The sequence below is a fragment of the Mesorhizobium sp. WSM4308 genome, assembly GCF_002294905.1.
GTDB lineage: Bacteria > Pseudomonadota > Alphaproteobacteria > Rhizobiales > Rhizobiaceae > Mesorhizobium.
Genome location: NZ_NSFW01000001.1, coordinates 196,247 through 219,567 on the forward strand (window position 1 = coordinate 196,247; position 23,321 = coordinate 219,567).

19 protein-coding genes are annotated in these 23,321 nt (G+C 64.2%); 16 read left to right on the forward strand and 3 right to left on the reverse strand.

The features are described 5' to 3' along the window. The first annotated feature begins 116 nt into the window (after positions 1-116). From CK227_RS00970 to CK227_RS00990, 6 genes are all read left to right on the forward strand, one after another. Positions 117-1,274, forward strand: a complete 1,158-nt coding sequence (locus CK227_RS00970; protein WP_095771110.1) for a fumarylacetoacetate hydrolase family protein — start codon at positions 117-119, stop codon at positions 1,272-1,274. Between the two features lie 17 nt (positions 1,275-1,291). Continuing rightward, entirely contained in the window at positions 1,292-1,423 is a 132-nt protein-coding gene (locus CK227_RS37765; RefSeq protein WP_280951219.1) for a hypothetical protein, read from the forward strand. 225 nt (positions 1,424-1,648) lie between these two features. Beyond that, positions 1,649-2,584: a substrate-binding domain-containing protein gene (locus CK227_RS00975; protein WP_095771111.1), complete on the forward strand. Its 936-nt coding sequence runs from the start codon at positions 1,649-1,651 to the stop codon at positions 2,582-2,584. A gap of 118 nt (positions 2,585-2,702) precedes the next feature. Beyond that, the gene (locus CK227_RS00980; RefSeq protein WP_095771112.1) at positions 2,703-3,689 is read left to right on the forward strand and encodes an ABC transporter permease; all 987 of its coding nucleotides are present in this window, start codon (positions 2,703-2,705) and stop codon (positions 3,687-3,689) included. Positions 3,690-3,692: 3 nt separating this feature from the next. Then, positions 3,693-4,484, forward strand: coding sequence for an ATP-binding cassette domain-containing protein (locus CK227_RS00985; protein WP_095771113.1), 792 nt, complete (start codon positions 3,693-3,695; stop codon positions 4,482-4,484). A 136-nt stretch (positions 4,485-4,620) separates the two neighbouring features. Beyond that, positions 4,621-5,643 (forward strand): LacI family DNA-binding transcriptional regulator, encoded by a 1,023-nt coding sequence (locus CK227_RS00990; RefSeq protein WP_095771114.1) that lies wholly within the window; start codon positions 4,621-4,623, stop codon positions 5,641-5,643. Between the two features lie 335 nt (positions 5,644-5,978). Here the strand turns inward: CK227_RS00990 and CK227_RS00995 are convergent, their stop codons facing one another. Then, on the reverse strand, positions 5,979-6,569 hold the full coding sequence (locus CK227_RS00995) for a TetR/AcrR family transcriptional regulator (protein ID WP_095771432.1): 591 nt from the start codon (positions 6,567-6,569) through the stop codon (positions 5,979-5,981). 480 nt (positions 6,570-7,049) lie between these two features. Here CK227_RS00995 and CK227_RS01005 point away from each other — a divergent pair, with 480 nt between their 5' ends. From CK227_RS01005 to CK227_RS01025, 5 genes are all read left to right on the forward strand, one after another. Further along, on the forward strand, positions 7,050-10,235 hold the full coding sequence (locus CK227_RS01005) for a multidrug efflux RND transporter permease subunit (RefSeq protein WP_179295771.1): 3,186 nt from the start codon (positions 7,050-7,052) through the stop codon (positions 10,233-10,235). Positions 10,236-10,250: 15 nt separating this feature from the next. After that, positions 10,251-11,405, forward strand: coding sequence for an efflux RND transporter periplasmic adaptor subunit (locus CK227_RS01010; protein WP_095771116.1), 1,155 nt, complete (start codon positions 10,251-10,253; stop codon positions 11,403-11,405). 192 nt (positions 11,406-11,597) lie between these two features. Beyond that, complete coding sequence (locus CK227_RS01015; protein WP_095771117.1) at positions 11,598-12,290, forward strand: GntR family transcriptional regulator; 693 nt, start codon at positions 11,598-11,600, stop codon at positions 12,288-12,290. Positions 12,291-12,326: 36 nt separating this feature from the next. Beyond that, entirely contained in the window at positions 12,327-13,430 is a 1,104-nt protein-coding gene (locus tag CK227_RS01020; RefSeq protein ID WP_095771118.1) for a mandelate racemase/muconate lactonizing enzyme family protein, read from the forward strand. Position 13,431: 1 nt separating this feature from the next. Further along, positions 13,432-14,616: a mandelate racemase/muconate lactonizing enzyme family protein gene (locus CK227_RS01025; RefSeq protein ID WP_095771119.1), complete on the forward strand. Its 1,185-nt coding sequence runs from the start codon at positions 13,432-13,434 to the stop codon at positions 14,614-14,616. Here CK227_RS01025 and CK227_RS36600 read toward each other — a convergent pair. Then, positions 14,613-14,762: a hypothetical protein gene (locus CK227_RS36600; RefSeq protein WP_179295772.1), complete on the reverse strand. Its 150-nt coding sequence runs from the start codon at positions 14,760-14,762 to the stop codon at positions 14,613-14,615. The two genes, CK227_RS01025 and CK227_RS36600, sit on opposite strands and share 4 nt — an antisense overlap. A gap of 117 nt (positions 14,763-14,879) precedes the next feature. On the opposite strand from CK227_RS36600, the gene CK227_RS01030 reads away from it, so the two are divergent. The 4 genes from CK227_RS01030 (at position 14,880) to CK227_RS01045 (ending at position 20,481) form a co-directional block, all read left to right on the forward strand. Continuing rightward, complete coding sequence (locus CK227_RS01030) at positions 14,880-16,544, forward strand: ABC transporter substrate-binding protein (protein ID WP_095771120.1); 1,665 nt, start codon at positions 14,880-14,882, stop codon at positions 16,542-16,544. A 73-nt stretch (positions 16,545-16,617) separates the two neighbouring features. Beyond that, complete coding sequence (locus CK227_RS01035) at positions 16,618-17,571, forward strand: ABC transporter permease (protein ID WP_095771121.1); 954 nt, start codon at positions 16,618-16,620, stop codon at positions 17,569-17,571. Further along, positions 17,568-18,446, forward strand: coding sequence for an ABC transporter permease (locus tag CK227_RS01040; protein WP_095771122.1), 879 nt, complete (start codon positions 17,568-17,570; stop codon positions 18,444-18,446). Before CK227_RS01035 ends, CK227_RS01040 begins: the two co-directional genes overlap by 4 nt. Beyond that, positions 18,439-20,481 carry an ABC transporter ATP-binding protein gene (locus CK227_RS01045; RefSeq protein WP_095771123.1) on the forward strand — a complete coding sequence of 681 codons (2,043 nt, stop codon included), beginning with the start codon at positions 18,439-18,441 and terminating at the stop codon, positions 20,479-20,481. Before CK227_RS01040 ends, CK227_RS01045 begins: the two co-directional genes overlap by 8 nt. Positions 20,482-20,499: 18 nt before the next feature. Here CK227_RS01045 and CK227_RS01050 read toward each other — a convergent pair whose 3' ends face one another. After that, a complete protein-coding gene (locus CK227_RS01050; protein WP_095771124.1) occupies positions 20,500-21,402 on the reverse strand; it encodes a LysR family transcriptional regulator in 903 nt (300 codons plus the stop codon). Between the two features lie 115 nt (positions 21,403-21,517). Between CK227_RS01050 and CK227_RS01055 the strand changes: the two genes are divergently transcribed. Further along, positions 21,518-23,173, forward strand: a complete 1,656-nt coding sequence (locus tag CK227_RS01055; protein WP_095771434.1) for an ABC transporter substrate-binding protein — start codon at positions 21,518-21,520, stop codon at positions 23,171-23,173. Positions 23,174-23,321: the final 148 nt, after the last annotated feature.

Here is a 23,321-nt window from a genome sequence, read left to right on the forward strand (position 1 = left end):
AGGCCATTTCCGTTGATCGTCCGTCGCTTGGCACATGCTGCTTCAGGGCGTGTCGGCTTGAAGAGGCCATGCGCACCTCATAACATCGAACCATCCTGCGCAATAACGAGAGTGCAATGACAAACATGACGTTTCTGCCTGACGATGGCGTCTTTCTCGGCCGCGCTCGATCACCGGCTGTGCCCCATCCCCTGGTGGTCACGGTGCGTGACGGCACCGTCTTCGACATTACGTCGAGCGAGGCGCCGACCGTGCGGGACATCTGCGAGATGGCCGATCCGGCAGGGCATGTGCGCTCGGCCAAGGGCAAGCCGATCGGCTCGCTCGACGACATCGCGGCCAATAGTTTTGCAGCCGGGCGCGATCAGGCCAAACCCTATCTCCTCTCCCCGGTCGACCTGCAGGCGGTCAAGGCGTCGGGCGTCACCTTCGTCGTCAGCCTGCTAGAGCGGGTGATCGAGGAACAGGCGCGCGGCTCGGCGGAAAAGGCCGACGCCATCCGCGCCGACATTGCCGGGCTGATCGGCCACGATTTGTCGAAGCTCAAGCCCGGTTCGCCGGAAGCCATGGAGATCAAGGCCAAGCTGATCGCGCGCGGCGCCTGGTCGCAATATCTGGAAGTCGGCATCGGCCCCGATGCTGAGATCTTCACCAAGTGCCAGCCAATGGCGTCGGTCGGCTTCGGCGCCGATGTCGGCCTGCACCCGGTGTCGACCTGGAACAATCCGGAGCCGGAGATCGCCATGGTCGCCGCCTCGAGCGGCAGCATCGTCGGCGCCACCATCGGCAACGATGTCAATTTGCGCGACGTCGAAGGGCGTTCCGCTTTGCTGCTCGGCAAGGCCAAGGACAACAATGCTTCGGCCTCGCTTGGACCCTTCATCCGCCTGTTCGACGACACCTTCTCGATCGACGACGTGAAGAAGGCGGTCGTGCGCCTCAAGGTCGAGGGCGAGGATGGCTTTTCGCTGGAGGGCGCAAGCTCGATGGCCGAGATCAGCCGTTCGCCCGAAGAGCTCGTTGCCGCCGCGATGGGTCCGCACCACCAGTATCCGGACGGGCTGGCGCTCTATCTCGGCACCATGTTCGTGCCGTCGAAGGACCGCGGCGAGAAGGGCAAGGGGTTTACCCACAAGGTCGGCGACATCGTCACCATCTCATCGGAAAAATTCGGCGCGCTGGTCAACCGGGTGCGGCTGTCGCCCGACTGCCCGCACTGGACCTACGGCGCCAGCCATCTCATGCGTGACCTGGCAAAGGCCGATCTGATCTAGACTCTATCCAAAACGCCATGACCTTGCTTGGCGTGGATGCCATCTGGGCCGCCTTCACCACCGGTGCTCCTGTCGTGCTTGCCTTGGCGATCGACCGGCTGCGACGCCGCTGGCGCGCCGGACACAGCGCGGACAATCCGCCCGGCTGAGCCTCGCCGCCAATCATCCGACCGCTCCTGAAAAATCACCCCGACTGATGCAATCTGATGGGACCGTTGATGGCGTCGCGTCAGGCGCCAACTACATCTGCAGATGGAGGCTTGCCATCCGTCGAAAAAGGGAATGCTCTGAGGCATCCGAGCGGCGCTGGCAAAAGACGCAATCCGGCCGACGCCGGAACAGGGACGGATCATCTTCAACCGGGAGGAAATCAAATGCTGACAAGACTGAGACTTGTGCTCTACGGCCTTTTGGTCGCGCTGACGGTCATTCCGGCAGCCGCGCAGGCCAAGACCTTCTACTGGATTTCGCATGGCGGCCCCGCCGACCCGGTCTGGACCTACTTCCTGGCCGGGGCCAAGCAATGGGCCAAGGACACCGGTAACACCGTCAACACCTCGTTCCACAATGGCGATGTTGCCTCCCAGCAGGAAGCGGTTCGCGCCGCCCTCTCGGCCAAGGCCGACGGCATCGTCACCACCAGCCCCGATCCGGGCAGCCTCGTCGAGATCGTCAAGGAAGCCCGCGCCGCCAACGTCCCGATCATCAACTTCAATACGCCCGATCCAAAAGCCAACTTCAATGCCTATGTCGGCGGCGACAACGTCACCTTCGGAAAGCATTGGGCGCAGTATCTGGTCGACAAGGGCCTGGTGAAGAAGGGCGACTTCGTCTGGATGCCGGTCGAGGTCCCCGGCGCCACCTATGGCGTCCAGGAAGAGGAAGGCATCAAGAGCGTCTTCGGACCGCTCGGCATCACCTATGAAGTGACCGAAGCGACGCTCGACCAGGCCGAGGTGATCAATCGCATGGTCGACTACCTCACCGCCCACAAGGGCAAGGTTAAGGCCGTTATCGGGCTGGGCGACCTCGTCACCGGCTCGATCAAGCGGGTGTTCGACCAGGTCGGCGTCAAGCCGGGTGAAATCCCTGTTGTCGGCTGGGGCAACTCGCTCGACACTACCCAGGAGGTTCTGAACGGCTACGTCAATGCCGGCCAGTGGCAGGACCCGCAGGCGACCAGCTATGTCGCGCTGTCGCTCGCCAACATGGCGGCGTCAGGCATTCCCCCGGGCTTCAACGTCATCACCGGCGCGCTTTACGAGAAGGACACCGCCGGCATCTACGACAAGATCCTGTCCGGCAAATAAACCGCGATCCCTGGCGCCGCACCCATCTGGCACGCGGCGCCAGATATCTGCTTGCGCCGCGACCATCCATCCGAGGCGGTGGAGATCGCGGCCCTTCCAACCATGTCGCGGGTTCCCAGTGGAAAATCATTCGCTTGTCCAACGCCTGATTGCGCGGCCCGAATTCGGTCCCTTCGTGCTGCTCATCGTCGAGATCGGCGTTTTCTGGGGCTTCAACCACGACTTCCTGTCGCCGCAGAACATCTCCAACACCCTGGCCTTCACGGTCGAGCTCGGCCTGATCGCGCTGGCGATGACCTTGCTGATGACATCAGGCGAATTCGACCTGTCCGTCGGATCCCTGTTCGGCTTCTCGCCAGTGCTGATGTGGACGCTGTTCAACGGCGGCGTCACCTCGCTGGAGATGGGCTTCGTCGTCGCGCTGGTGGTTGCCGCCTTGATCGGTCTGGTCAATGGCTGGTTCGTCACGCAGCTCAAGATCCCGTCCTTCCTGGTGACGCTCGGCATGCTGCTGGTGGTGCGCGGCAGTGCGCTTTTCATCACCGACGGTTTTCCGCAGCGCACCTGGAGCGCCGAGGGCAGCTGGCTGGCGGAAGCGCTGGTCGGCGACTTCTTCATCGGGCCGTTCCGCATCTACATGTCGCTGTTCTGGTTCATCGCCGCGGCGATCGCGCTCGGCTATGTGCTGACGCAAAGCCGGACCGGCAACTGGATCCAGGCGGCGGGCGGCAATCCCAACGCGGCGCGTGCCCGCGGCGTCAATGTCAACCGCGTCAAGATCGGCCTGTTCGTGCTGTCGTCGCTCATGGCCTCGCTGGCCGGCGTCATCTCCTCGCTGCGCACGTCGGCCGCCAATCCCAACAGCGGCACCGGCTACGAACTCGAAGTCATCGCCATGGTGGTGATCGGCGGCACGGCGCTGACCGGCGGACGCGGGACCATCATCGGCACCGTGCTCGGCATCCTAATCCTGCGCGTGATGCGCAACGGCATCGTGCTGATCGGCGTGCCCGGTCTTGCCTACAATATCTTCATCGGCGCGATCATCCTTGGCATGATGGCGCTCCACTCATGGCTGGAACGCCGGCACCAGGCAGGGACTTGAACCATGGCCGAGCCATTGATCCGCATGCAGAACATCCGCAAGTCCTACGGCCGCGTGCAGGCGCTTGTGGACGCTAATTTCCATGTCAACGAGCGGGAGATCGTCGGCCTGCTCGGCGACAATGGCGCCGGCAAGTCGACGCTGATCAAGGTCTTGTCGGGCGCGGTGCCGCTGACCAGCGGCGACATCTTCATCCGCGGCAAGAAGGTCACCTTGCGCAGCACCAGCGATGCCATCGCGCAGGGCATCGAAACGATCTACCAGGATTCCGCGCTGGTCACGCAACTGTCGATCGCCCGCAATCTGTTCCTCGGGCGCGAGCCGATCAAGCCGCCGCGTTTCCTCAACCGCATGGACCAGGAGGCGATGAACAACGTCGCCCGCGACCTGCTCAAACAGGTCGGCATTTCGAAGAACATTCCACCGACGACGCCGATCGGCTCGCTCTCCGGCGGCGAGCGCCAGGCGGTGGCGATCGCGCGCGCCATGCATTTCGACAGCGACCTCATCATCCTCGACGAGCCGACCAACAATCTCGGCGTCGCCGAAACACAAGGGGTGCTTAGCTTCGTGCGCAGCGCCCGCGATTCCGGCCATTCCTGCATTTTCATCGCGCACAACATCCATCACGTCTTCCAGGTGGTCGACCGCATCGTCGTCATGCGCCGGGGCAAGGTGGTCGCCGACGACATCGACCCGAAGAAGACAACCGTGACGGAGGTCGAACGGATCATCACCGGCATGTCGGACAAGGAAATCCGCGACGCCGTCGCCGACGGCAGGCCGTCGCACTGAGGACGGGCGGATCCGTCTTGCCGAAGCGGCTCAATGCGCATGGCGGCGATGGGTGTCAATCACCCGTCCGTCGGATCGCATCGGCTGGGAAATCACTTATCTGGCGCGTCATCGCATCGGCGCGTAGGGTTGCGGCATGAAGGCCACCGTCTCCGACATCGCCAGGAATTGCGGACTGTCGACCGCGACGGTCGACAGGGTGCTCAACAACCGGCCTGGCGCCAGCGCCGCCAACCGGCAACGCGTGATGGAAGCCGCCAAGCAGCTCGGCTATCTGCCGGTCGCCGATCAGGTGACGCTTCCCTCCAGACCGGCAAACCTCGAGTTCTTCCTGCCGATCGGCAGCAACGCATTCATGCAGGATCTGGCAAGGCACATCGAGGACTATGCATCGCGCCTGCCGCTGGTCGCTTCGTGCCGGATCCACAAACTCGCCGGCATCTCGCCGAACGCGCTGCAGAGCGCCGTGGAAAATCTGTCGCTGAAGGCCAATGGCGTCGGTGTCATCGCCGTCGACCATCCGCGAACCCGCAACATCCTGCGCGACATCGTCGAAGCCGGCATCCGCCTGGTGACGCTGGTGTCCGATATTCCGGCCGCTCCCCGCTCGGCCTATGTCGGCATCGACAACCGGGTTGCGGGCCGAACGGCGGCACTTCTGATGGGTCGCTTCCTCGGCGGCCGCGAAGGCCATCTGGCGATGGTCGTCGGTTCACGCTCCTACCGCGGTCATGAGGAGCGCGAAATGGGCTTTCGCTCCGTCCTTGGCGAGGAGTTTCCCAACCTCGCCGTGACCAGCGCCGTCGAGATCAACGACGAACCGGATGCCAGCTACGCCGAGACCATGAAGGCGCTGCACAACGAACCGGAACTGCTCGGCATCTATTGCGTCGGGGCCGGACGCTCCGGCGTTGCCAGAGCCATCCGGGAAGCCAGGCCCAACCGCAAGCCGGTGTTCATCTGCCACGACCTTACAAAGGAGACGCGCGGCTACCTCGTCGACGACGTCGCCGACGTCGTCATCGACCAGAACGCCAGGCTGATCGCCGAACAGTCGGTCATCCGCCTGCTCGGCTCCATCGCCTCATCGGCGCCCTATCTCACCCGGAAATTCATCGAGCCGCGCCTGATTTTCAGGGAAAACGTGCCGGTGCAGTGAGACGAGACCGCCTGGCAAAGCCCGGCTTCCTGGATTTGTCTGATAATTGACACGGCAAATCTGCACAGCTGCTATGCACAATTCATTGTTGCCGAATCATTGGGCAACTCGTAGCTTCTGGTCGTCGGCCATCTACTCCTCCCAGATGCGATGCCGACGCTGAATGGGGTGCACCTCCTCCCGCGCCACATTCGAAAATCGAGCCCGCTGCCACCTCCTCCCGGCAGCGGGCTTTTTTCATTCAGCATCGGAAATTCCTGTGCCGCCCGCGCCAAAGGGCGCCGAGCATCGCCTCGGTCATACGACCGGCAAATCGCCAACAGCCGCGGCGGATTTCAACCGGCGGCGGTGCCCCGGAAGGAAACGATCAACCCTTCGGCCATGCGCACAAACTGCGTGCTCGGGCCTTCGGCGCCCACGGTCTGCACGCTGACACGGGCGCCCTCGAACAGCAGCGACAGCGTATCGGCAAGCAGTTCGGCCTGACCGATGCCCGCACCCCGGCAGAGCGCCACCAGGCGTTCGCGCTGGGCTTCCTTGAGCTCCTTGATCACCAGTCTCGCCGGATGGTCCGGCTCAGTCAGCTCAGCGGCGGCATTGGCCATGTCGCAGCCGCGGCCGTCGGCATTGAGCATGGCAGCCGCCTTGCGAACCCAGGCATGCAGCTGCGCGAGCTTGTCGCCGGGGAACTCGGCCTCGAAAGCATCCCACATCGCGCCGGCCTTGGCCGCATTGGCGCGCAGGCACTCGACGATCAGTTCGTCCTTGGATTCAAAGTGACGATAGAGCGTCATCTTGTTCGTGCCGGCAGCTTCGGTGATGGCGTCGACGCCGACGCCCTTGATGCCATGCTTGTGGAACATGTCGCGTGCCGTCTCCAGAATCCGATCCCTGGGACGAGAGCGCTCCACGACGCCGTCTGTCATCATGATCTCCTTTCGTTTCCAAAAAACCCTCGGCCACCTCTTGACTAGGGTGTTACCGGTCTGTAACTTCCAGAATGTTACTTACTGGTAACACCTACGTCGTCCGTCGTCAATAACAAGGCCGTGAACTGGTCCTGCCAGATGAGACGGACGAGAAACTGCCAATCATGCGGCTCCGGCCGGTGAGGAAATGGAAAACGGTTCGCGAGCATGGGCTGCGAATCGACAGACAAGGAGCCGGCCAATGCCACAGCGCCGCGATCTTACCATAGATGAGGCCGTCCGGGATCCGATGATCCGGCTGGTCATGAAGGCAGATGGGGTCGACCCCCGCGCCCTCGAGAAGATGCTTCGCTCGCTTGCCGATGGGCAGCGTCGCGAAGTGCCGTTGCTGCGTTCACGGGAAGCCTCCCGTGACGGGCACGGCCAGTTATCCAGAGTTGCCAGCGCCTTCGGGCGGGCAAGAGCAGCCGGCGAGGCATGTGTGTCGTGGTAAATTTCTTCATTCACCGTCCGATCTTCGCGTCGGCGATCGCCATCATCATGGTGCTCGCCGGGACGATTTGTTATTTCCTGCTGCCGGTCTCGCAGTTTCCAGACATCACGCCGCCCCAGGTCGTGGTCAGCGCCCATTATCCGGGCGCCAGCGCGCAAGTCGTGGCCGACACGGTGACGACGCCGCTGGAGCAGCAGATCAACGGCGTGCAGGGCATGACCTACATGTCGTCGACGAGCTCCAATGACGGCTCCTCGACCATCACCATCACCTTCGATGTCGGCTACTCCCTGAGCACCGCTGCCGTCGACGTCCAGAACCGCGTCTCGCAGGCGGCCTCCTCGCTGCCGGCGATCGTCAATCAGGGCGGCGTGACGATCAAGAAGCAGAACCCGAACTTCGTGCTCATCGTCAACCTCACCTCGCCCGACAAGTCGGTCGATCCGGTGGCGCTGTCGAACCTCGCCTATCTGCAGGTCGTCGATCCGCTGAAGCGGCTGCAAGGCGTCGGCGACGTGCAGATCTTCGGCGAGCGGCGCTATTCGATGCGCGTCTGGCTCGATCCGGACAAGCTTGCCAATCTCGGCATTACCGCCGTCGACGTGCAGAATGCCATCGCCGAGCAGAACGTCCAGGTGGCGGCCGGCAAGATCGGCCAGTCGCCGGCGCCCGCCGGCACCGCCTTCGAGATGCAGGTCAACGCCGTCGGGCGCCTGAGCGACCCGAAGGAATTCGGCGACATCGTCGTGCGCGCCAACACCGACTCCGGCTCGCTGGTGCGGCTGCGCGACGTCGCGCGCATCGAGCTCGGCGCGCTGCAATATTCGTCCTCGGCCTTCTTCGGCAAGGACCCGACCGTGGTCCTCGCCGTCTACCAGATGCCCGGTTCCAACGCGCTCGACCTTCAGCAGCGCGTCAAGGACAAGATGCAGGAACTGTCGGCGCGTTTCCCGAAGGGCGTGTCCTATGCCATGCACTACGACACGACGCGCTTCGTCTCGGCGTCGATGCATGACGTGCTGATCACGCTCGGCGAAGCGCTGGTGCTGGTCGTCGCCGTGGTGTTCATCTTCCTGCAGAGCTGGCGCACGACCATCATCCCGACCATCGCCATTCCGGTGTCGCTGGTGGCGACGCTGGTCGTCATGGAGATGCTGGGCTTCTCGCTCAACATGCTCTCCTTGCTCGGCATGGTGCTGGCGATCGGCCTTGTCGTCGACGACGCCATCGTGGTGGTCGAGAATGTCGAACGACAACTCGAGGCCGGGCTGAAACCATTGGCGGCGACCAAGGCCGCCATGGCCGAAGTCACCGGTCCGATCATCGCCACCACCGCGGTGCTGATGGCCGTCTTCGTGCCGGTTGCCTTCATTCCGGGCGTGTCGGGGCGGCTGTACAACCAGTTCGCGCTGACGGTGGCGATTTCGGTCGGCATCTCGGCCTTCAATTCGCTGACGCTGAGCCCTGCGCTCAGTGCCGCTTTCCTGCGTCATCGCCATGGGCCGCAGTTCTTCCTGTTCCGCTGGTTCAACACCGGCTTCGACAGGCTGTCGCATGCCTACGCCCACGGTGTGCGCTTTCTGATCCGCCTACGCTGGATCATGCTCGGCCTGTTCGCCGCCGGGTTGGTCGCCACCTATTTCGTCTGGCAGAAACTGCCGTCGACCTTCCTTCCGGTCGAGGACCAGGGCTATTTCTTCGTCGTCATCCAGTTGCCCGACGGTGCCTCGCTCGAGCGCACCGACGCGGTGGCCCAGAAGGCGCGTGACATCCTGCAGGCAACGCCCGGCGTCGACATTGTCGGCTCGATCAGCGGCCTGAACTTCCTGACCAGTGCGGCGCAGTCGAACTCGGCTGTCGAGTTCGCCATCCTCAAGCCATGGGAAGAGCGTGGCCCCGACCAGAGCGCATCGAAGCTCGTCGCCGACGTGCGCGGCAAGCTGATGCAGATTCCGGAAGCTTTCGCGCTCTCCTTCGATCCGCCTTCGATCCCGGGCATCGGCACCACGGGCGGCTTCGAATTCGTCGTCGAGGATCTCACCGGTCGCGGCAGCACGGCCCTCAATGACGCGACGCAAGCCGTGATCGCCGAGGCGCGCAAGCAGCCGGAAATCAATCCGCAGCAGTTGTTCTCGCCATTCTCGACCTCGACGCCGCAGTTCAACTACGACCTCGACCGTAGCAAGGCCAAGCTTCTCGGCCTCAACCTGCCCGATGTCTTCAACACGCTGCAGATCTATCTCGGCTCGCTCTACGTGAATGACTTCAACCTGTTCGGCCGCACCTTCCGGGTGACCATCCAGGCCGACAAGGATGCACGTGCGGGCGCCGCCGACATTTCGCGGCTCTATGTACGCAACGCCTCGGGCGGCATGGTGCCGCTCAGCACGCTGGGCAAGCTGGTGCCGTTCGTCGGGCCGGAAACCGTGCCGCACTACAACAACAACGCCTCGGCCTCGATCAATGGCGGTGCCGCGCCGGGCTTCTCCTCGGGCCAGGCTGTCGCTGCCATGGAACGGGCGGCCGCCACCGCGCTCCCCAGGGATTTCGGTTTCGAATGGACCGGCATCACCTTCCAGGAGCTCAAGGCAGGATCCATCGCGTCCGTCGTCTTCGGCCTCGCCATCGTCTTCGTCTTCCTGATCCTGGCGGCGCAATATGAGAGCTGGGCGATGCCGTTCATGGTGCTGCTGGCGGTGCCATTGGCCTTGTTCGGTGCCTTCGCGGCGCTATCGGTGCGCGGCATGCAGATCGACGTCTACTCGCAGATCGGCTTCGTCATGCTGATCGGCCTGGCGGCCAAGAACGCGATCCTGATCGTCGAGTTCGCCAGGCGGCGACGCGAGGAGGGCCTCAGCATCGTAGAGGCGGCGATGGAAGCCGCCCGGCTCAGGCTGCGGCCGATCCTGATGACGGCCTTCGCCTTCATCCTCGGCGTGCTGCCGCTAATGTTCGCCACCGGCGCCGGTGCCGCAAGCCGCCAGTCGATCGGCACCACGGTGTTTGGCGGCATGGTCGCTGCGACCATCCTGTCGCTGGTGTTCGTGCCGGTCTTCTACGCGGTCATCGAACAGTTGCGGGAGCGCCGCGAAAGCGGCGAACCCGCCTCCAGGCATACTGAACCAACTGCCGAACCCGCCTTCCCTCCCCTGGCGGAAGCGGCCGAATAAGATTGGAGAAATATTATGCGTAAATGGAAAATCGCTTTGGGAGCGGCCGTCGCGGTGGGCGCGATCTCCGTGGCCAGCGTCCACCTGCTCGATATGGGCAATCTCAGGCTGAGCACCGGCACGGCCGGTGCGGCAACGCCCGCTCCGGCGGCATTCGTCATGCCGGTGCCGGTGGCGAGCGTGGTCAAGAAGACGATCCCGATCTATCTCGACTATGCCGCCCGCATCGAGCCTATCCGCAGCATCACGCTGCAGGCGCGCGTGCCGGGCTATTTGCAGGAACAGACGGCGCAGGACGGCGCGGATGTGCGGCAAGGCGACCTTCTCTACAGGGTCTCGCCCGACGACTTCCAGGCCGCGCTCGACCAGGCGAAAGCCCAGGTCCAGCGCGATACGGCGACCCTCGACTATGCGCGGTCCAATCTCGGCCGCGGCACCGAGCTCGCCAAGAGCGGTTATCTGGACAAGGACAGCTTCGACCAGCGCACCAGCACCTTGCGCGAAGCGCAGGCGTCGCTGGCGCTTAACCAAGCGGCCGTGCGCACGGCGGAGCTCAATCTGAGCTACGCCGAGATCCATGCGCCGTTCACCGGACGCCTGGGCCGCAACCAGGCTTCGGTCGGAACGCTGGTCAGCGTCGCCGGCACGGTGCTGAACACGCTGGTGCAGCTCGACCCGATCTATGTCACCTTCAATCCGAGCGAGACGGATCTGGCCGAGATCGAGCAGGCCCGCGCGGCCGGCCCGGTCGATGTCGAAGTCCTGCTGCCGGGTCAGACCGAGACCAGCCAGAAGGGCGAACTCACCTTCGTCGACAACACGGTCGACCACTCGACCGGCACCATCACCGCGCGCGCCACCATCGGCAATGCGAAGTTCACGCTCATGCCTGGCCAGTACGTCCGCGTGCGGCTGCACATCAGGCAACAGCCGGACGCGCTGATGGTGCCGCAGACGGCGCTGGGCTCGAGCCAGCTCGGCAAATATCTCTACGTCGTCGGCAAGGGCAACACGGTCGACCAGCGGCTGGTCTCGCTCGGCCCGACCAGCGGTGACCTTGTAGCGATCTTGAGCGGCGTCTCGGAAGGCGACCAGGTGATCACAGGCAATCTGCAGAAGATCGGACCCGGAATGCCGATCTCGCCACTGCCACAGAAACCGGCTACCTGACTCCCCCGCAGGCCCGGTTTCCGCGCGGCGCCCGCGACCTTCCCACGGGTCGTGGGCGCCGCATTTACAAGCAGGCCGACAAGAGCGGCCACGTCGGCGCGGTCGGCCTTGGCAGCGTGAATGCATAAATAGCTCTTGTTAGATTGTCGACAATCTGATTGTCTTGCCGCTGTACTCGCTGGAGTGGGCCGGATGGTGAAGACGGATTTCAGCCCGATTGCAGATACGACGCGTCGCGCCGAAATCGTCGCGCTGCTGCGGCGCGCCATCCTGACCGGGCAACTGCAACCCGGCCAGAAGCTCAACGAGCTCAGAATCTCCGAACAGATGCGGGTCAGCCGCGCGCCATTGCGCGAGGCGATGCGCGAGCTGGTGCAGGAAGGCATCCTGACCAGCATCCCCTATGCCGGCACCTTCGTCATCGACGTCACCGCCAAGGACATCGACGATGCCTATTCGCTCAACCAGGTGCTCGACGAGTTCGCCATCGAACGGACATGGCCACAGCGCGACCAGCGTTTCTTCGACGAACTTGACCGGCGCCACGAAGCGGTAAAACAGGCGACACGCAACCTCGACACCACAAGGCAGATCGAAACGGCGCTGCAACTGCATGGCCTGATCTATGAGTGGGCCGACAATTCGGTGCTTCTGGAAACCTGGCAGCGGCTGACCAGCCGGCTGCAAATGTATTTCGCGCTGCACCAGCATGCGCGCAACGAGCCGGTGCCGGCCGAAGACGTCCATGAAACCTACGTGCACCTGATGAAGGGCGCCGATATGCGCGCTGCCCAGCGTCACGCACGAGAACATATCAATCTCGACTTCGAGCAGTTGCTCTCTTATGCGCGCAGCCTCGAACAGCGCCTGTCGAAGGGCGCCTGACCAATTCCCAGACATCGCAGCCAGCGGACAGACAGAGTGCAGATCAAATCCATCAAAGCCTACCGTGTCGTGCAGCCCTTCGTGGACGGCCCCTACCGCATGTCCAAGGGGCGCCAGGCCGACGCCTTCGACGCGGTGATCGTCGCCGTCACCGCCGACAGCGGCCTGACCGGCTGGGGCGAGATGGCGCCGCTCGGCAATTTCTACTCGGCCGCGTTTCCGGCGGGAACACGCGCGGGCGTGCCGGAAATCGCGCCGCATCTCATCGGCCACGACCCGCGCGGGCTGGCCAGGATCGGCCGGCTGATGGACACGGTGTTCAAGGGCCATCCCTATATCAAATCGGCGCTCGACATGGCGTGCTGGGATCTCGCCGCGCGCGCCGCCGATGTGCCGCTGGTGACGCTGCTCGGTGGCAAGGAGAGCGATATGGCGGAGACCTACCGGGTCGTCACCCACGGCACGCTCGATCAGATGGCGGCACTGGCAAAGAGGATCATCGCCGAGGGCTGTCGCCGTCTGCAGGTCAAGGTTGGCGGCAACGTGCACGACGACATCGAGCGAGTGACGACAGTCGCCTCGGCGGTGCCGAAAGGTACGGTGATTTTCTGCGACGCCAATGCCGGCTGGACACCCTACCAGGCCCGGCAGTTCGCCGATGCCACGCGTGGCATCGACTACACGTTCGAGCAGCCCTGCACGACGCTCGAGGAGAACATGTCGGTGCGCCGCATGCTCGACAAGCCGATGGTGCTCGACGAATCCGTCACCTCGCTGGAGGAGATGCTGGAGATTCATCGCCTGGGCGCGGCCGACGGGCTGACGCTGAAGATCTCGCGGCTGGGTGGCGTGACGAAGACGCGCCAGATCCGCGACGTTGCCGTCGACCTCGGCTTCATGATCACTGTCGAGGACACAGGCGGCGCCGAGATCGACACGGCAGCGATGGCGCATCTGTCGCTGTCGACGCCTGAGGAGCGCCGGCTGCATGCCATTGCCTTCCATGAATGGGTGACGGTGCGCACGGCCTTCAACGCCCCGCCGGTCACCGGCAGCCACATGGGCATTCCGGACGGCCCCGGCCTCGGCATCGATGTGGATCCGAGCCTGCTCGGCAAGCCTTTCTTCGAGGTCGGCTGAGATGAAGATCCGAGGCATCACGGCCACACCGATCAATCTTCGTCTCGAAGCACCCTATGGCTGGGTGTTCGGCGAGCTCGACGGTTTTTCGCAGACCATTGTCGAGGTCGAGACCGAGGATGGGCTGGTCGGCCTCGGCGAGGCGCCGACGCCGGCGGCGGCCGCAATCATCAATGATGTTCTGGCCGAGCGCCTGGTTGGCCGCGATGCCTTCGACATCGCCGGCGCCGAGCATGTCTGCCTGCCCTACTGGACCGGTGTGCAGTCGATCAACGACCGCACCCGCATCATGGGTTTCGGCGCGATCGAGATGGCACTGTGGGACCTGCGCGGCAAGGCGTGGAACCAGCCGCTCTACCAGCTGCTCGGCGGCGCCGTGCGCAAGGACATCCCGTTCACCGACTATTTCTCGCTGCGCGGCGACGGGCCCGATGTGAAAGGCGAGACGACGCCGGAAGAAGTCGCCGATTATTGCGTCGAACTGCACGAGACGCATGGTACGACCTTCTTCGAAGGCAAGTTCTCGACCGAAGACCCGAAAGTCTCGCTGAGAATGGTCGAGCTGATCCGCGCAAAGCTCGGCGACGAGGCGATGATCCGCATCGATTCCAACCAGGCCTATTCGCTGGCGACGGCGCGGCGGCTGGCGCGGCCGCTCGAAGAGCTCGGCGTGCGCAACTGGGAGGATCCGGTGGCGACGCTCGAGGAGATGCGGCAGCTGCGGCAACATTGCTCGATCCCGTTCTCCACCCACAACATCGACATTGCGCGTGCCATGGACCTCAAGGTTCCGGATGCCTTCGTCGGCAATCCGACGGCGCATGGCGGCATCGGCCGCCTGCTGCGTTTCGTCGGCGCCTGCGAGCATGCCGGCGTCGATTTCTGGTGCTACAGCGGCGACAGCGGCATCGGCAGCGCCGCCTACCTGCACCTGTGCGCGGCGCTCGGCTGGATCCGGGAGCCCAACCAGTCGCTGTTTCGCATGCAGCCCATGGACATCACCGAGGAAGGGCCATTTTCGCCGAGGAACAATGTCGTGCACGTCCCGGAAGGTCCCGGTCTCGGCATCACCTTGTCGCGGAAAAACCTCGCGGCCTGCCATCGCGATTTCGCCGATAACGGCCCGTGCAACAAATATCACGACCCGGCGAAGCCCGGCACATATCGCCGCCTGCCGCTGAACTAGGAGAACGAGAAGGGAAAGGAGACGTCGTCAAGAAACAAGCCGCCGCCGCGATTGGGTCGCGACGGCAGGACCGGATGGGTGGAAACATCCTCAAGAAAATCTGACCGCTTCGCCGCAACGATCGGATGGACCGGATAAAGCCGCATGCTACAGTCCCGGTCGACCGACTTCGTTGACGGCCGGGGCAAGGAGAACTCCACGGAATTTCGTCAACCGGAAGTGCTTTCTTCAGCCATAAGAAACAAGGGGAAAGGGTTAAACCCATGAGCAAGAACCACCGCATTCTCGACCTGATCCGACGCAATCGCTCGCCGCTCGAAAACCATCTCATCGACGGTCTCGTCGACGGCCGTGTCAGCCGCCGCGACTTCATTCGCCACGGCAGCCTGCTCGGCCTGTCGCTGCCGCTTCTGGGCGGCATCACCACCGCTGCCGGCTTCAGTGGCATGCCGTCGCTCGCCCGCGCGCAGGGCGCGCCTGGCGCGACCATCCGTGTCGGCAGCAGCGTGCCGGCGGCAACCATCGACCCGGTCACCATCGCCGATGCCGGCGGCCTGCTGATCCTGCAGCAGGTTGCCGAATTCCTGTGCGTCGACGGCCCCGACCTGATGCTCAAGCCGGCGCTGGCCGAAAGCTGGAAGCCGAACGACAACGGCACGGTGTGGACCTTCAAGCTGCGCAAGGGCGTCAAATTCCACTCCGGCGGCGAGATGAAGGCCGACGACGTCGTGGCCAGCATCGACCGCCTCGCCGACCCGGCAAACTCGTCCAACGCCCTGTCGGTGTTCACCGGCATCCTGCAGAAGGGCGCCACCAAGAAGGTCGACGACTACACGGTGGAATTCCATCTCGACGCGCCGAACGGCAACTTTCCCTACATGGTGTCGTCGGACAACTACAACGCCGTCATCATCCCGGCGAGCTACAAGGGCGACTACGAGAAAAGCTTCGACGGCACGGGCCCGTTCAAGGTCGAGAAATACACGGCCAAGGTCGGTGCGTCCTTCGTCCGCAACGAGGACTATTGGGGCGAAAAGGCGCTGCCGGAGCGGACCGAATTCACCTTCTTCGCCGACATGCAGCCGCAGATCCTGGCGCTGCAGGGCGGACAAATCGACATCATCAACCAGATGCCGGTGCTGGCCGGCGTCGCCCTGCTCAATGATCCGAGCGTCGACATCATCAGCCTGAAGTCGTCGGCCCACCAGCAACTGCATATGCGCTGCGACGACGGCCCGCTGAAGGACGCGCGCGTGCGCCGTGCCATCGCGCTCTGCCTCGACCGCGACAAGCTGGCCGCAGGCCTGATGAAGGGGCGCTCGGCGCTCGGCAATGACAGCCCGTTCGCGGCCGTCTACCCTTCGACCGATACGAGCATACCGCAGCGCAAGCAGGATATCGCGCAGGCCAAGCAGCTGATGGAAGCGGCCGGCGCCGGCAAGGGTTTCAAGGTGACGCTGACCACCGAGCGCTACCTGGAAATTCCCGAATACGCCCAGCTGATCCAGAACTGGGTCAAGGAAATCGGCATCGAGCTGGAGCTCAACATCCTGGACCAGGGCGCGTATTACGGCGACGCCGTATTCGGCAAATCGAACTGGCTGGATTCGGTGATGGGCATCACCGACTATGGTCACCGCGGCGTGCCGAACGTGTACCTTGCCGCACCGCTGAAGAGCGACGGCACCTGGAACGCCGCGCACTTCAAGAACAAGGACTATGACACGCTGGCGACCAGCTATATCGCGGCGCTCGATCTCGAGGCGCAAAAGGCGACGGCGGGCAAGATCCAGAAGCTGCTGCTCGAGGAAACGCCCGTCATCTTCGGCTATTTCTACGACTACCTGACGGCAACGGCGAAAGGCGTGGCCGGCGTGCAGCCGACCGCCATGTCGCAGCTGTTCCTCGAAAAGGCATCGAAGGCCTAAAACGAAAAAGGGAAAGCCAATCCTCTAACAGCCAGCTCCCGCGCGGGGGCTGGCTCCACAGGGAGTCTTAGCCATTCTCTCCTTCTTTGCACGGCGTGTGTCGCTGTCGCTGGTTACATTGTTCCTGCTCAGCATCATGGTGTTCCTGGGCGGCCAGGTGCTGCCCGGCAATGTCGGGCGCGCGATCCTGGGGCCGTTTGCCGACCAGCGCGCGGTCGATGCGCTCAATCATACGCTGGGCGTCGATCGGCCGCTGCTCACCCAATATGCGACCTGGATCTGGAATTTTATCCGGGGCGACATGGGCACGTCCTACATCTTCCGCTCGCCGGTGGCGCCGTTCGTCATCGATGCCTTGGGCAATTCGATGAAGCTGGCCGCGGTCGCCTTCGTCCTGGTGGTGCCGATCGGCATTCTGGGCGGGGTGGTGGCGGCACTCAACCTCAACCGCCCGCTCGACCGCATCATCAGCCTGGGCGGTCTGTCGGTGACGGTGCTGCCGGAGTTCGTAACCGGCATCATCCTGATCCTGATCTTCGGCGTGTGGCTGCGCTGGCTGCCGATCTCGGCGGCATGGCCGAAGAACGCCGGCTTCTTCACCCAGCTCCACTATCTGATCCTGCCGTCGCTGCCGCTGTTCCTGGTGCTGTTCGGCTATATCGCGCGCATGGCGCGCTCCGGCATGATCGAGGCGCTCGATTCCGACTATACGCGGACGGCCGTGCTCAAGGGCCTGCCCTGGCGCACGGTGATCTGGCGGCATGTGCTGCGCAATGCTCTGCTGCCGACCATCACCGTCATCGCCACCCAGACCGGCTATCTCATCGGCGGCCTGGTGGTGATCGAGACGCTGTTCCGCTACCAGGGCATCGGCTCGCTGATCTTCACCGCCGCGCGCGGCAAGGATTTCCCGATGCTGGAATCCGGCATCCTCACCATCGGCATCGTCTATGCGGTGGCGACATTGATCGCCGACTTCCTCTATTCCGTGCTCAATCCACGCATCCGGCTGGGGTCAGACCAATGAGCGCCGTCCAGACCACCTCTTCCCCGCAAGACGACACGCGCCGGCGCAGCCCCATGGCGGAAGTCTTCTTCTCGCTCATGCGCTCACGGACCTTCCTTGTCGGTCTTGCCATCGTGCTGTTCTGGGTCGCCTGCGCGCTGTTCGGCGAGCACTTCGCGCCCTACGACCCGCTTGCCGACGACATCATCAACGCGCTGGCGCCGCCGTCGTCCGAACACTGGTTCGGCACCGACCAGATCGGCCGCGACGTCTTCTCGCGCGTCATCGTCGGCTCGCGCGACATCCTCACCGTCGCCCCGCTGGCGACCTTGCTGGCGACGATCGCCGGCACGGCACTCGGCCTGCTCACCGGCTATTTCCGCGGCATCGTCGACGATGTCGTCAGCCGCATCCTGGAAGCCTTCATGGCCATCCCCGTGGTCATTGTCGCGCTGCTCGCCATCGTCGCGCTCGGCACGTCCAAGGCCACCGTCATCGTCGTCATCGGCTTGAGCTTCGCGCCGATCATTGCGCGCACCGTGCGCTCGGCGGTGCTGGCCGAGCGCGAACTCGATTATATCGCCGCCGCGCAGTTGAGGCACGAGAGCGCCTTCCACACGATGTTCGTCGAGATCCTGCCCAATGTCATCCCGCCGATCCTGGTCGAGACCACCGTGCGGCTGGGCTACGCCATTTTCGCGGTCGCCACGCTCTCCTTCATGGGTTTTGGCATCCAGCCGCCCTCGCCCGACTGGGGGCTGTCGATCTCCAGCAATTACGGCATGATCGGCGGCGGCTTCTGGTGGACGGTGCTGTTCGACGCACTCGCCATCGCCTCGCTGGTGATCGGTGTCAACCTTGTGGCCGACGGCGTTCATGGAGCGCTCAATGACTAACTCCTCAAAGGCTGAAAACGCCCTCGAGCTGCACGATCTGTCGGTCGCCTACCGGGTGGCCGGGCGCAACCGCGCCGTGCTGCGCAATCTCAGCCTCAACATCAGGCAAGGCGAGGCCTATGGGCTGGTCGGCGAGTCCGGCTGCGGCAAATCCACCGTGGCGCTCACCGTCGTGCGCTATTTGCCAAGAAACGGCTCGATATCGGGCGGCGCGATCTCGCTCGACGGTCAGGACGTCATGAAGCTCGATGCCGAGGCCTTGCGGCGCGCCCGCGCCGAAAGCGTCTCGATGGTCTATCAGGATCCCGGCAAGGCGCTGAACCCGTCGATCCGCATCGGCCGGCAACTGACCGAGATCTTCGAGCTTGGCGGGATCACGGGACAGGCAGCGACTGACCGCGCCATCGCCATGCTCAACCGCGTGCGCATCTCCGATCCGCCAAGCGTCATGCAGCGCTATCCGCACCAGCTCTCCGGCGGCATGCAGCAGCGGGTGGCGATCGCCATGGCGCTGGCCAACGATCCCTCGATGCTGATCCTCGACGAACCGACCACCGGCCTCGACGCGACGGTCGAGGCCGAGGTGCTCGACCTCATCGCGCAGCTCAGGCAAGAGCTGTCGGCCTCGATCCTGTTCATCAGCCACAACCTCGCCGTCGTCTCCAACATGTGCAACCGCGTCGGCGTGCTCTATGCCGGCATGCTGGTCGAGGAAGGGCCGACGGATGTCGTCTTCAACGATCCGCGCCATCCCTATACGGTTGCGCTCCTGCGCTGCCTGCCACGCGGCGGCCAGCGCAAGGACCAGGGCCGGCTCGATACCATTCCGGGCTTCCTGCCCGGCATAGGCGCCGACATCAAGGGCTGTGCCTTTGCCGACCGCTGTGCGCTCGCCGACAATCGCTGCCGCACCGAATTGCCGCCGCTCTATGATCTGAGTGACGAACGCGGCAAGCGGCTGTCGCGCTGCTTTCACCACGACAAGGCGCAAGCCCTGCCGCGCGCCACACCGAGCGATGTTGCGACAGCGCCCAAGCCGACAACCGCACCGGTGCTGCGCGTCGCCGGGCTGAACAAGACCTATGCCAGCCACGGCCATCCCTTGCGCGCCGTCAAGGATGTCTCGCTCGATCTCAGGCCCGGCGAGACGCTGGGGCTGGTCGGCGAATCCGGCAGCGGCAAGACCACCTTCGCCAGGCTGCTGCTCGGGCTTGTGCCGCCCGATGACGGCGGCACCATCGAACTCGAGGGCAAGGCGCTGGCGCCGAAGCTGGAGAACCGTGGCGACGACCAGGTCAAGGCGATGCAGATCGTCTTCCAGAACCCGGACTCCGCGCTCAACCGCTCGCATTCGATCCGCCACATTCTCGGCCGCGCCTTGAAGCGGCTGGCCGGCCTCTCCGGCAAGGCACAGGAGGCGCGCCTCGACGACCTCGTCCGCTCGGTGCGCCTCACCGACCGGCATCTCGCCGTCAAGCCGCGCCAGCTGTCAGGCGGCCTCAAGCAGCGCGTCGCCATTGCGCGCGCCTTCGCCGGTGATCCGCGTATCGTCGTCTGCGACGAGCCGACCTCCGCGCTCGACGTCTCCGTCCAGGCGGCGATCCTCAACCTGCTCGCCGACCTGCAATCCAAGGAAGACGTCAGCTACATCTTCATTTCGCACGACCTTGGCGTGGTGCGTTACCTCTCCGACAAGATCGCCGTGCTCTATCTCGGCCGCATCATGGAGATCGGCCCATCGGAGGAAGTCTTCTCCGGGCCGCATCATCCCTATACCGAGGCGCTGCTGTCGGCGGTGCCCAAGCTCGACCAGACCGAGACGGCGCGCATCCGGCTCGACGGCGAGATCCCGAGCGCCACCAACCCGCCGTCGGGTTGCGTCTTCCACACGCGCTGCCCGCGCAAGATCGGTCCGATCTGCGAGCAGCAGGAGCCGCCGCTGGCCGAGGCACAGCCCGGCCACTCGATCCGCTGCCACATCCCCAACCCGGAACTTGCCAGGCTGCAGAAGGCAGCCGTGACTGAACCGGCATAGCAAGGCATCGCCGGCCGGTTAGCTCAGGCCGGCCATGCCCAGGGAACGGTCGCCTTCCGAAAAACCCTGTTCGCTGGTCCAGTCCCTGGCCAGCGAGCGCAAGCCCGTCAGCGCGACATCCAGAACATCCGACGAGACGGGATTCGATGGATAGGCGAGATAGATCGGCCGCTGAAACACCGGTGTGTTGTCGATACGCCGCATCTCGCCGCGCTCGATATGGCCGCTGACGGCGCTGAGCGGCAGATAGGCCGCCGCTTGACGCGACAGCACATGCTGCAGGCCGATGAAGACCAGGCCGGCGGAAATCGCCGGCTTGACCATGCCGGCAAAGGCGCGGTCGTGTTCGATGCGGAATTCGAGCCCCCAGTCCATCAGTATGTAGTTTTCAGTCCACGGCTTGGTCTGCGCCGCATGCTGGACGAGCACGACCTGATCCACGGCCAGCGTCTCATAAACGATGCCGGGATGCGGGCGCGGCAGATAGAGGATGCAGATGTCGAGCAGGCCTTCCGCCAGCTGGTCGATGGCCAGATCCGGAAAACTGCCTTCGAGCCGCAGCGCCACGTTCGGCCGCCTGGCCCGCATCCACTCGACCCATGGCGAGGTGATGCGCTCCCACAGATAGGCGGGAGCGGTCAGCCGCAGCAGGCTGTCATAGCCGTCGGGAACGGCGATGTCCTGCCTCGATTGCTCCCAGGTGCGGGTGATGGAAGAGGCGTGCGGCAGGAACTGCCGGCCGGCCGGCGTCAGCGTGACGCCGTCGCGGTCGCGCACGAAAAGCCGGCGCCCCAACTGTTCCTCCAACCCCCTGATCCGCGCGCTGACAGTGGACTGCGCAAGGTTGAGCCGGCTGGCGGCGACGGTGAAGCTGCCATGTTCGGCGACCTCCAGGAAACTGCGCAGGTTCTCGGTATCCATGGCTTACACCTTGCATCGAGAATTTCGATGGACCCTATCAAAAAATATCGCTTTCCGGTCGCGGTCAAGAATGACCTAAATGGCCGACCCCGAAGAGCAAGCGAGGAATGCAGCCATGCCAAGGCATTTCATGACGATCGACGCCGCTCGCAAGAACCTGACGGCAATCGAAAATTCCGCTGTCGACGACTTGCTGGCCGGTAGGCTCGACCGCCGCGATTTCCTGCGCCACGGCAGCGTGCTCGGCCTTTCCCTGCCGTTCCTGGGCAGCCTTCTCGCGGCCGCCGGCCTCGGCACGCAACAAGTCCGCGCCGAGGGCAAGCCGGGCGGCACGGTGCGCGCGGGCGTGGCGACACCGGGCGGCGCCATCGACCCGGTCACCTACTATGACAGCGGCAGCTACCAGCTGGTTTTCCAGACCGCCGAATTCCTTTGCATCACGCAGCCGGATCTCACCTTGAAGCCGGTGCTGGCGGAAAGCTGGTCGCCGAACGCGGACGGCAGTGTGTGGACCTTCAAGCTGCGCAAGGGCGTGAAATTCCACAATGGCGAGGACTTCAAAGCCGACGACGTGGTGGCGACCTTCGACCGCCTCGCCGATCCCAACGGCGCCTCGAACGCGCTTTCGGTATTCAAGGGCCTGCTGTCGAAGGGCGGCACGCAGAAAGTTGACGACCACACCGTCGCCTTCCATCTCGACGCGCCGAACGGCAGCTTTCCCTATTCGGTGTCGATCGACAATTACAACGCCGTCATCCTGCCGGTGAGCTACAAGGGCGATTACGAAAAGACCTTTGAGGGCACCGGGCCGTTCCGGCTGGAGAGCTATACGCCGAAGGTCGGCGCGACCTTCGTGCGCAACCCCGACTATTGGGGCGACAAGGCGCTGCCTGACCGGCTCGAGTTCAAATTCTACGGCGACGTGCAGCCGCGCATCCTGGCGCTGCAGGCCGGCGAGGTCGACGTCCTCGACGCCGTGCCGCTCGACGTCAGCCAGGTGGTGCTGAACAGCCCCGACATCACGGTGCTGCGTGTCGCCTCGACCGCGCATCGCCAACTGCACATGCGCTGCGACACCGGTCCCTTCACCGACAAGCGCGTGCGCCAGGCGCTGGCGCTCAGCATCGACCGCTCCAAGCTTGTCGATGGCCTGTGCCGCGGCATGGCGGCCACCGGCAATGACAGCCCGTTCGCGCCGGCCTTCCCCGCCACCGACAAGTCCGTGCCGCAGCGCGTCCAGGACATCGCCAAGGCCAAGCAACTCATGGAGGCGGCCGGTCTCGCCAGCGGCTTCGACATCACGCTGACGACGCTGCGCTATTCCGACATTCCAGGCTACGCGCAGCTGTTCCAGAATTTCGCCAAGGAGATCGGTGCCCGCATCGCGCTCAACATCGAGGACCAGGACAAATATTACGGCAAGGCGGTGTTCGGCCAGTCGGACTGGCTGGACAGCCCGTTGGGGATCACCGACTACGCCCATCGCAGTGTGCCGAACGTCTTCCTCAAGAGCCCGCTGGTCAGCGATGGCCCGTGGAACGCGGCGCATTTCAAAAACACTGCCTATGACGGCATGGTCGCCTCCTACCTCAAGGCACTCGATATCGGCGCACAGCGCGCGGCGGCCTCCGACATCCAGAAGCTGCTGCTCGACGAGACGCCGGTCATTTTCAGCTATTTCCCGGATCTGCTGGTGCCGGTGCGCAAGAATGTCAGCGGCCTGCCGCCGATCGCCGCCGGCCTGCTGCTCGATCGCGTGTCGCTGGGATAGAGACTGGATTGGACAATTCCGCTTTCGGGCGGCGAGGCTATCCGCTGGCAAGGCTGCGAAGAGCGATGGGGGGCCATTGTTCGAGCGGCTCGATGCACGGAAAACCCGCCGTCCGGAAACCCTCAGCGGCACCATGGCTCAATGCAGG

What these genes read in the sequence shown, in the direction of transcription:
- CK227_RS01055 (WP_095771434.1), top strand. Translation starts at nt 21,518, where the DNA reads ATGCCAAGGCATTTCATGACGATCGACGCCGCTCGCAAGAACCTGACG.
- CK227_RS00990 (WP_095771114.1), top strand. Translation starts at nt 4,621, where the DNA reads ATGAAGGCCACCGTCTCCGACATCGCCAGGAATTGCGGACTGTCGACC.
- CK227_RS01015 (WP_095771117.1), top strand. Translation starts at nt 11,598, where the DNA reads ATGGTGAAGACGGATTTCAGCCCGATTGCAGATACGACGCGTCGCGCC.
- CK227_RS01010 (WP_095771116.1), top strand. Translation starts at nt 10,251, where the DNA reads ATGCGTAAATGGAAAATCGCTTTGGGAGCGGCCGTCGCGGTGGGCGCG.
- CK227_RS01025 (WP_095771119.1), top strand. Translation starts at nt 13,432, where the DNA reads ATGAAGATCCGAGGCATCACGGCCACACCGATCAATCTTCGTCTCGAA.
- CK227_RS00985 (WP_095771113.1), top strand. Translation starts at nt 3,693, where the DNA reads ATGGCCGAGCCATTGATCCGCATGCAGAACATCCGCAAGTCCTACGGC.
- CK227_RS36600 (WP_179295772.1), bottom strand. Translation starts at nt 14,762, where the DNA reads ATGCGGCTTTATCCGGTCCATCCGATCGTTGCGGCGAAGCGGTCAGAT.
- CK227_RS01050 (WP_095771124.1), bottom strand. Translation starts at nt 21,402, where the DNA reads ATGGATACCGAGAACCTGCGCAGTTTCCTGGAGGTCGCCGAACATGGC.
- CK227_RS01005 (WP_179295771.1), top strand. Translation starts at nt 7,050, where the DNA reads ATGTGTGTCGTGGTAAATTTCTTCATTCACCGTCCGATCTTCGCGTCG.
- CK227_RS37765 (WP_280951219.1), top strand. Translation starts at nt 1,292, where the DNA reads ATGACCTTGCTTGGCGTGGATGCCATCTGGGCCGCCTTCACCACCGGT.
- CK227_RS01040 (WP_095771122.1), top strand. Translation starts at nt 17,568, where the DNA reads ATGAGCGCCGTCCAGACCACCTCTTCCCCGCAAGACGACACGCGCCGG.
- CK227_RS00970 (WP_095771110.1), top strand. Translation starts at nt 117, where the DNA reads ATGACAAACATGACGTTTCTGCCTGACGATGGCGTCTTTCTCGGCCGC.
- CK227_RS01030 (WP_095771120.1), top strand. Translation starts at nt 14,880, where the DNA reads ATGAGCAAGAACCACCGCATTCTCGACCTGATCCGACGCAATCGCTCG.
- CK227_RS01045 (WP_095771123.1), top strand. Translation starts at nt 18,439, where the DNA reads ATGACTAACTCCTCAAAGGCTGAAAACGCCCTCGAGCTGCACGATCTG.
- CK227_RS00975 (WP_095771111.1), top strand. Translation starts at nt 1,649, where the DNA reads ATGCTGACAAGACTGAGACTTGTGCTCTACGGCCTTTTGGTCGCGCTG.
- CK227_RS00995 (WP_095771432.1), bottom strand. Translation starts at nt 6,569, where the DNA reads ATGACAGACGGCGTCGTGGAGCGCTCTCGTCCCAGGGATCGGATTCTG.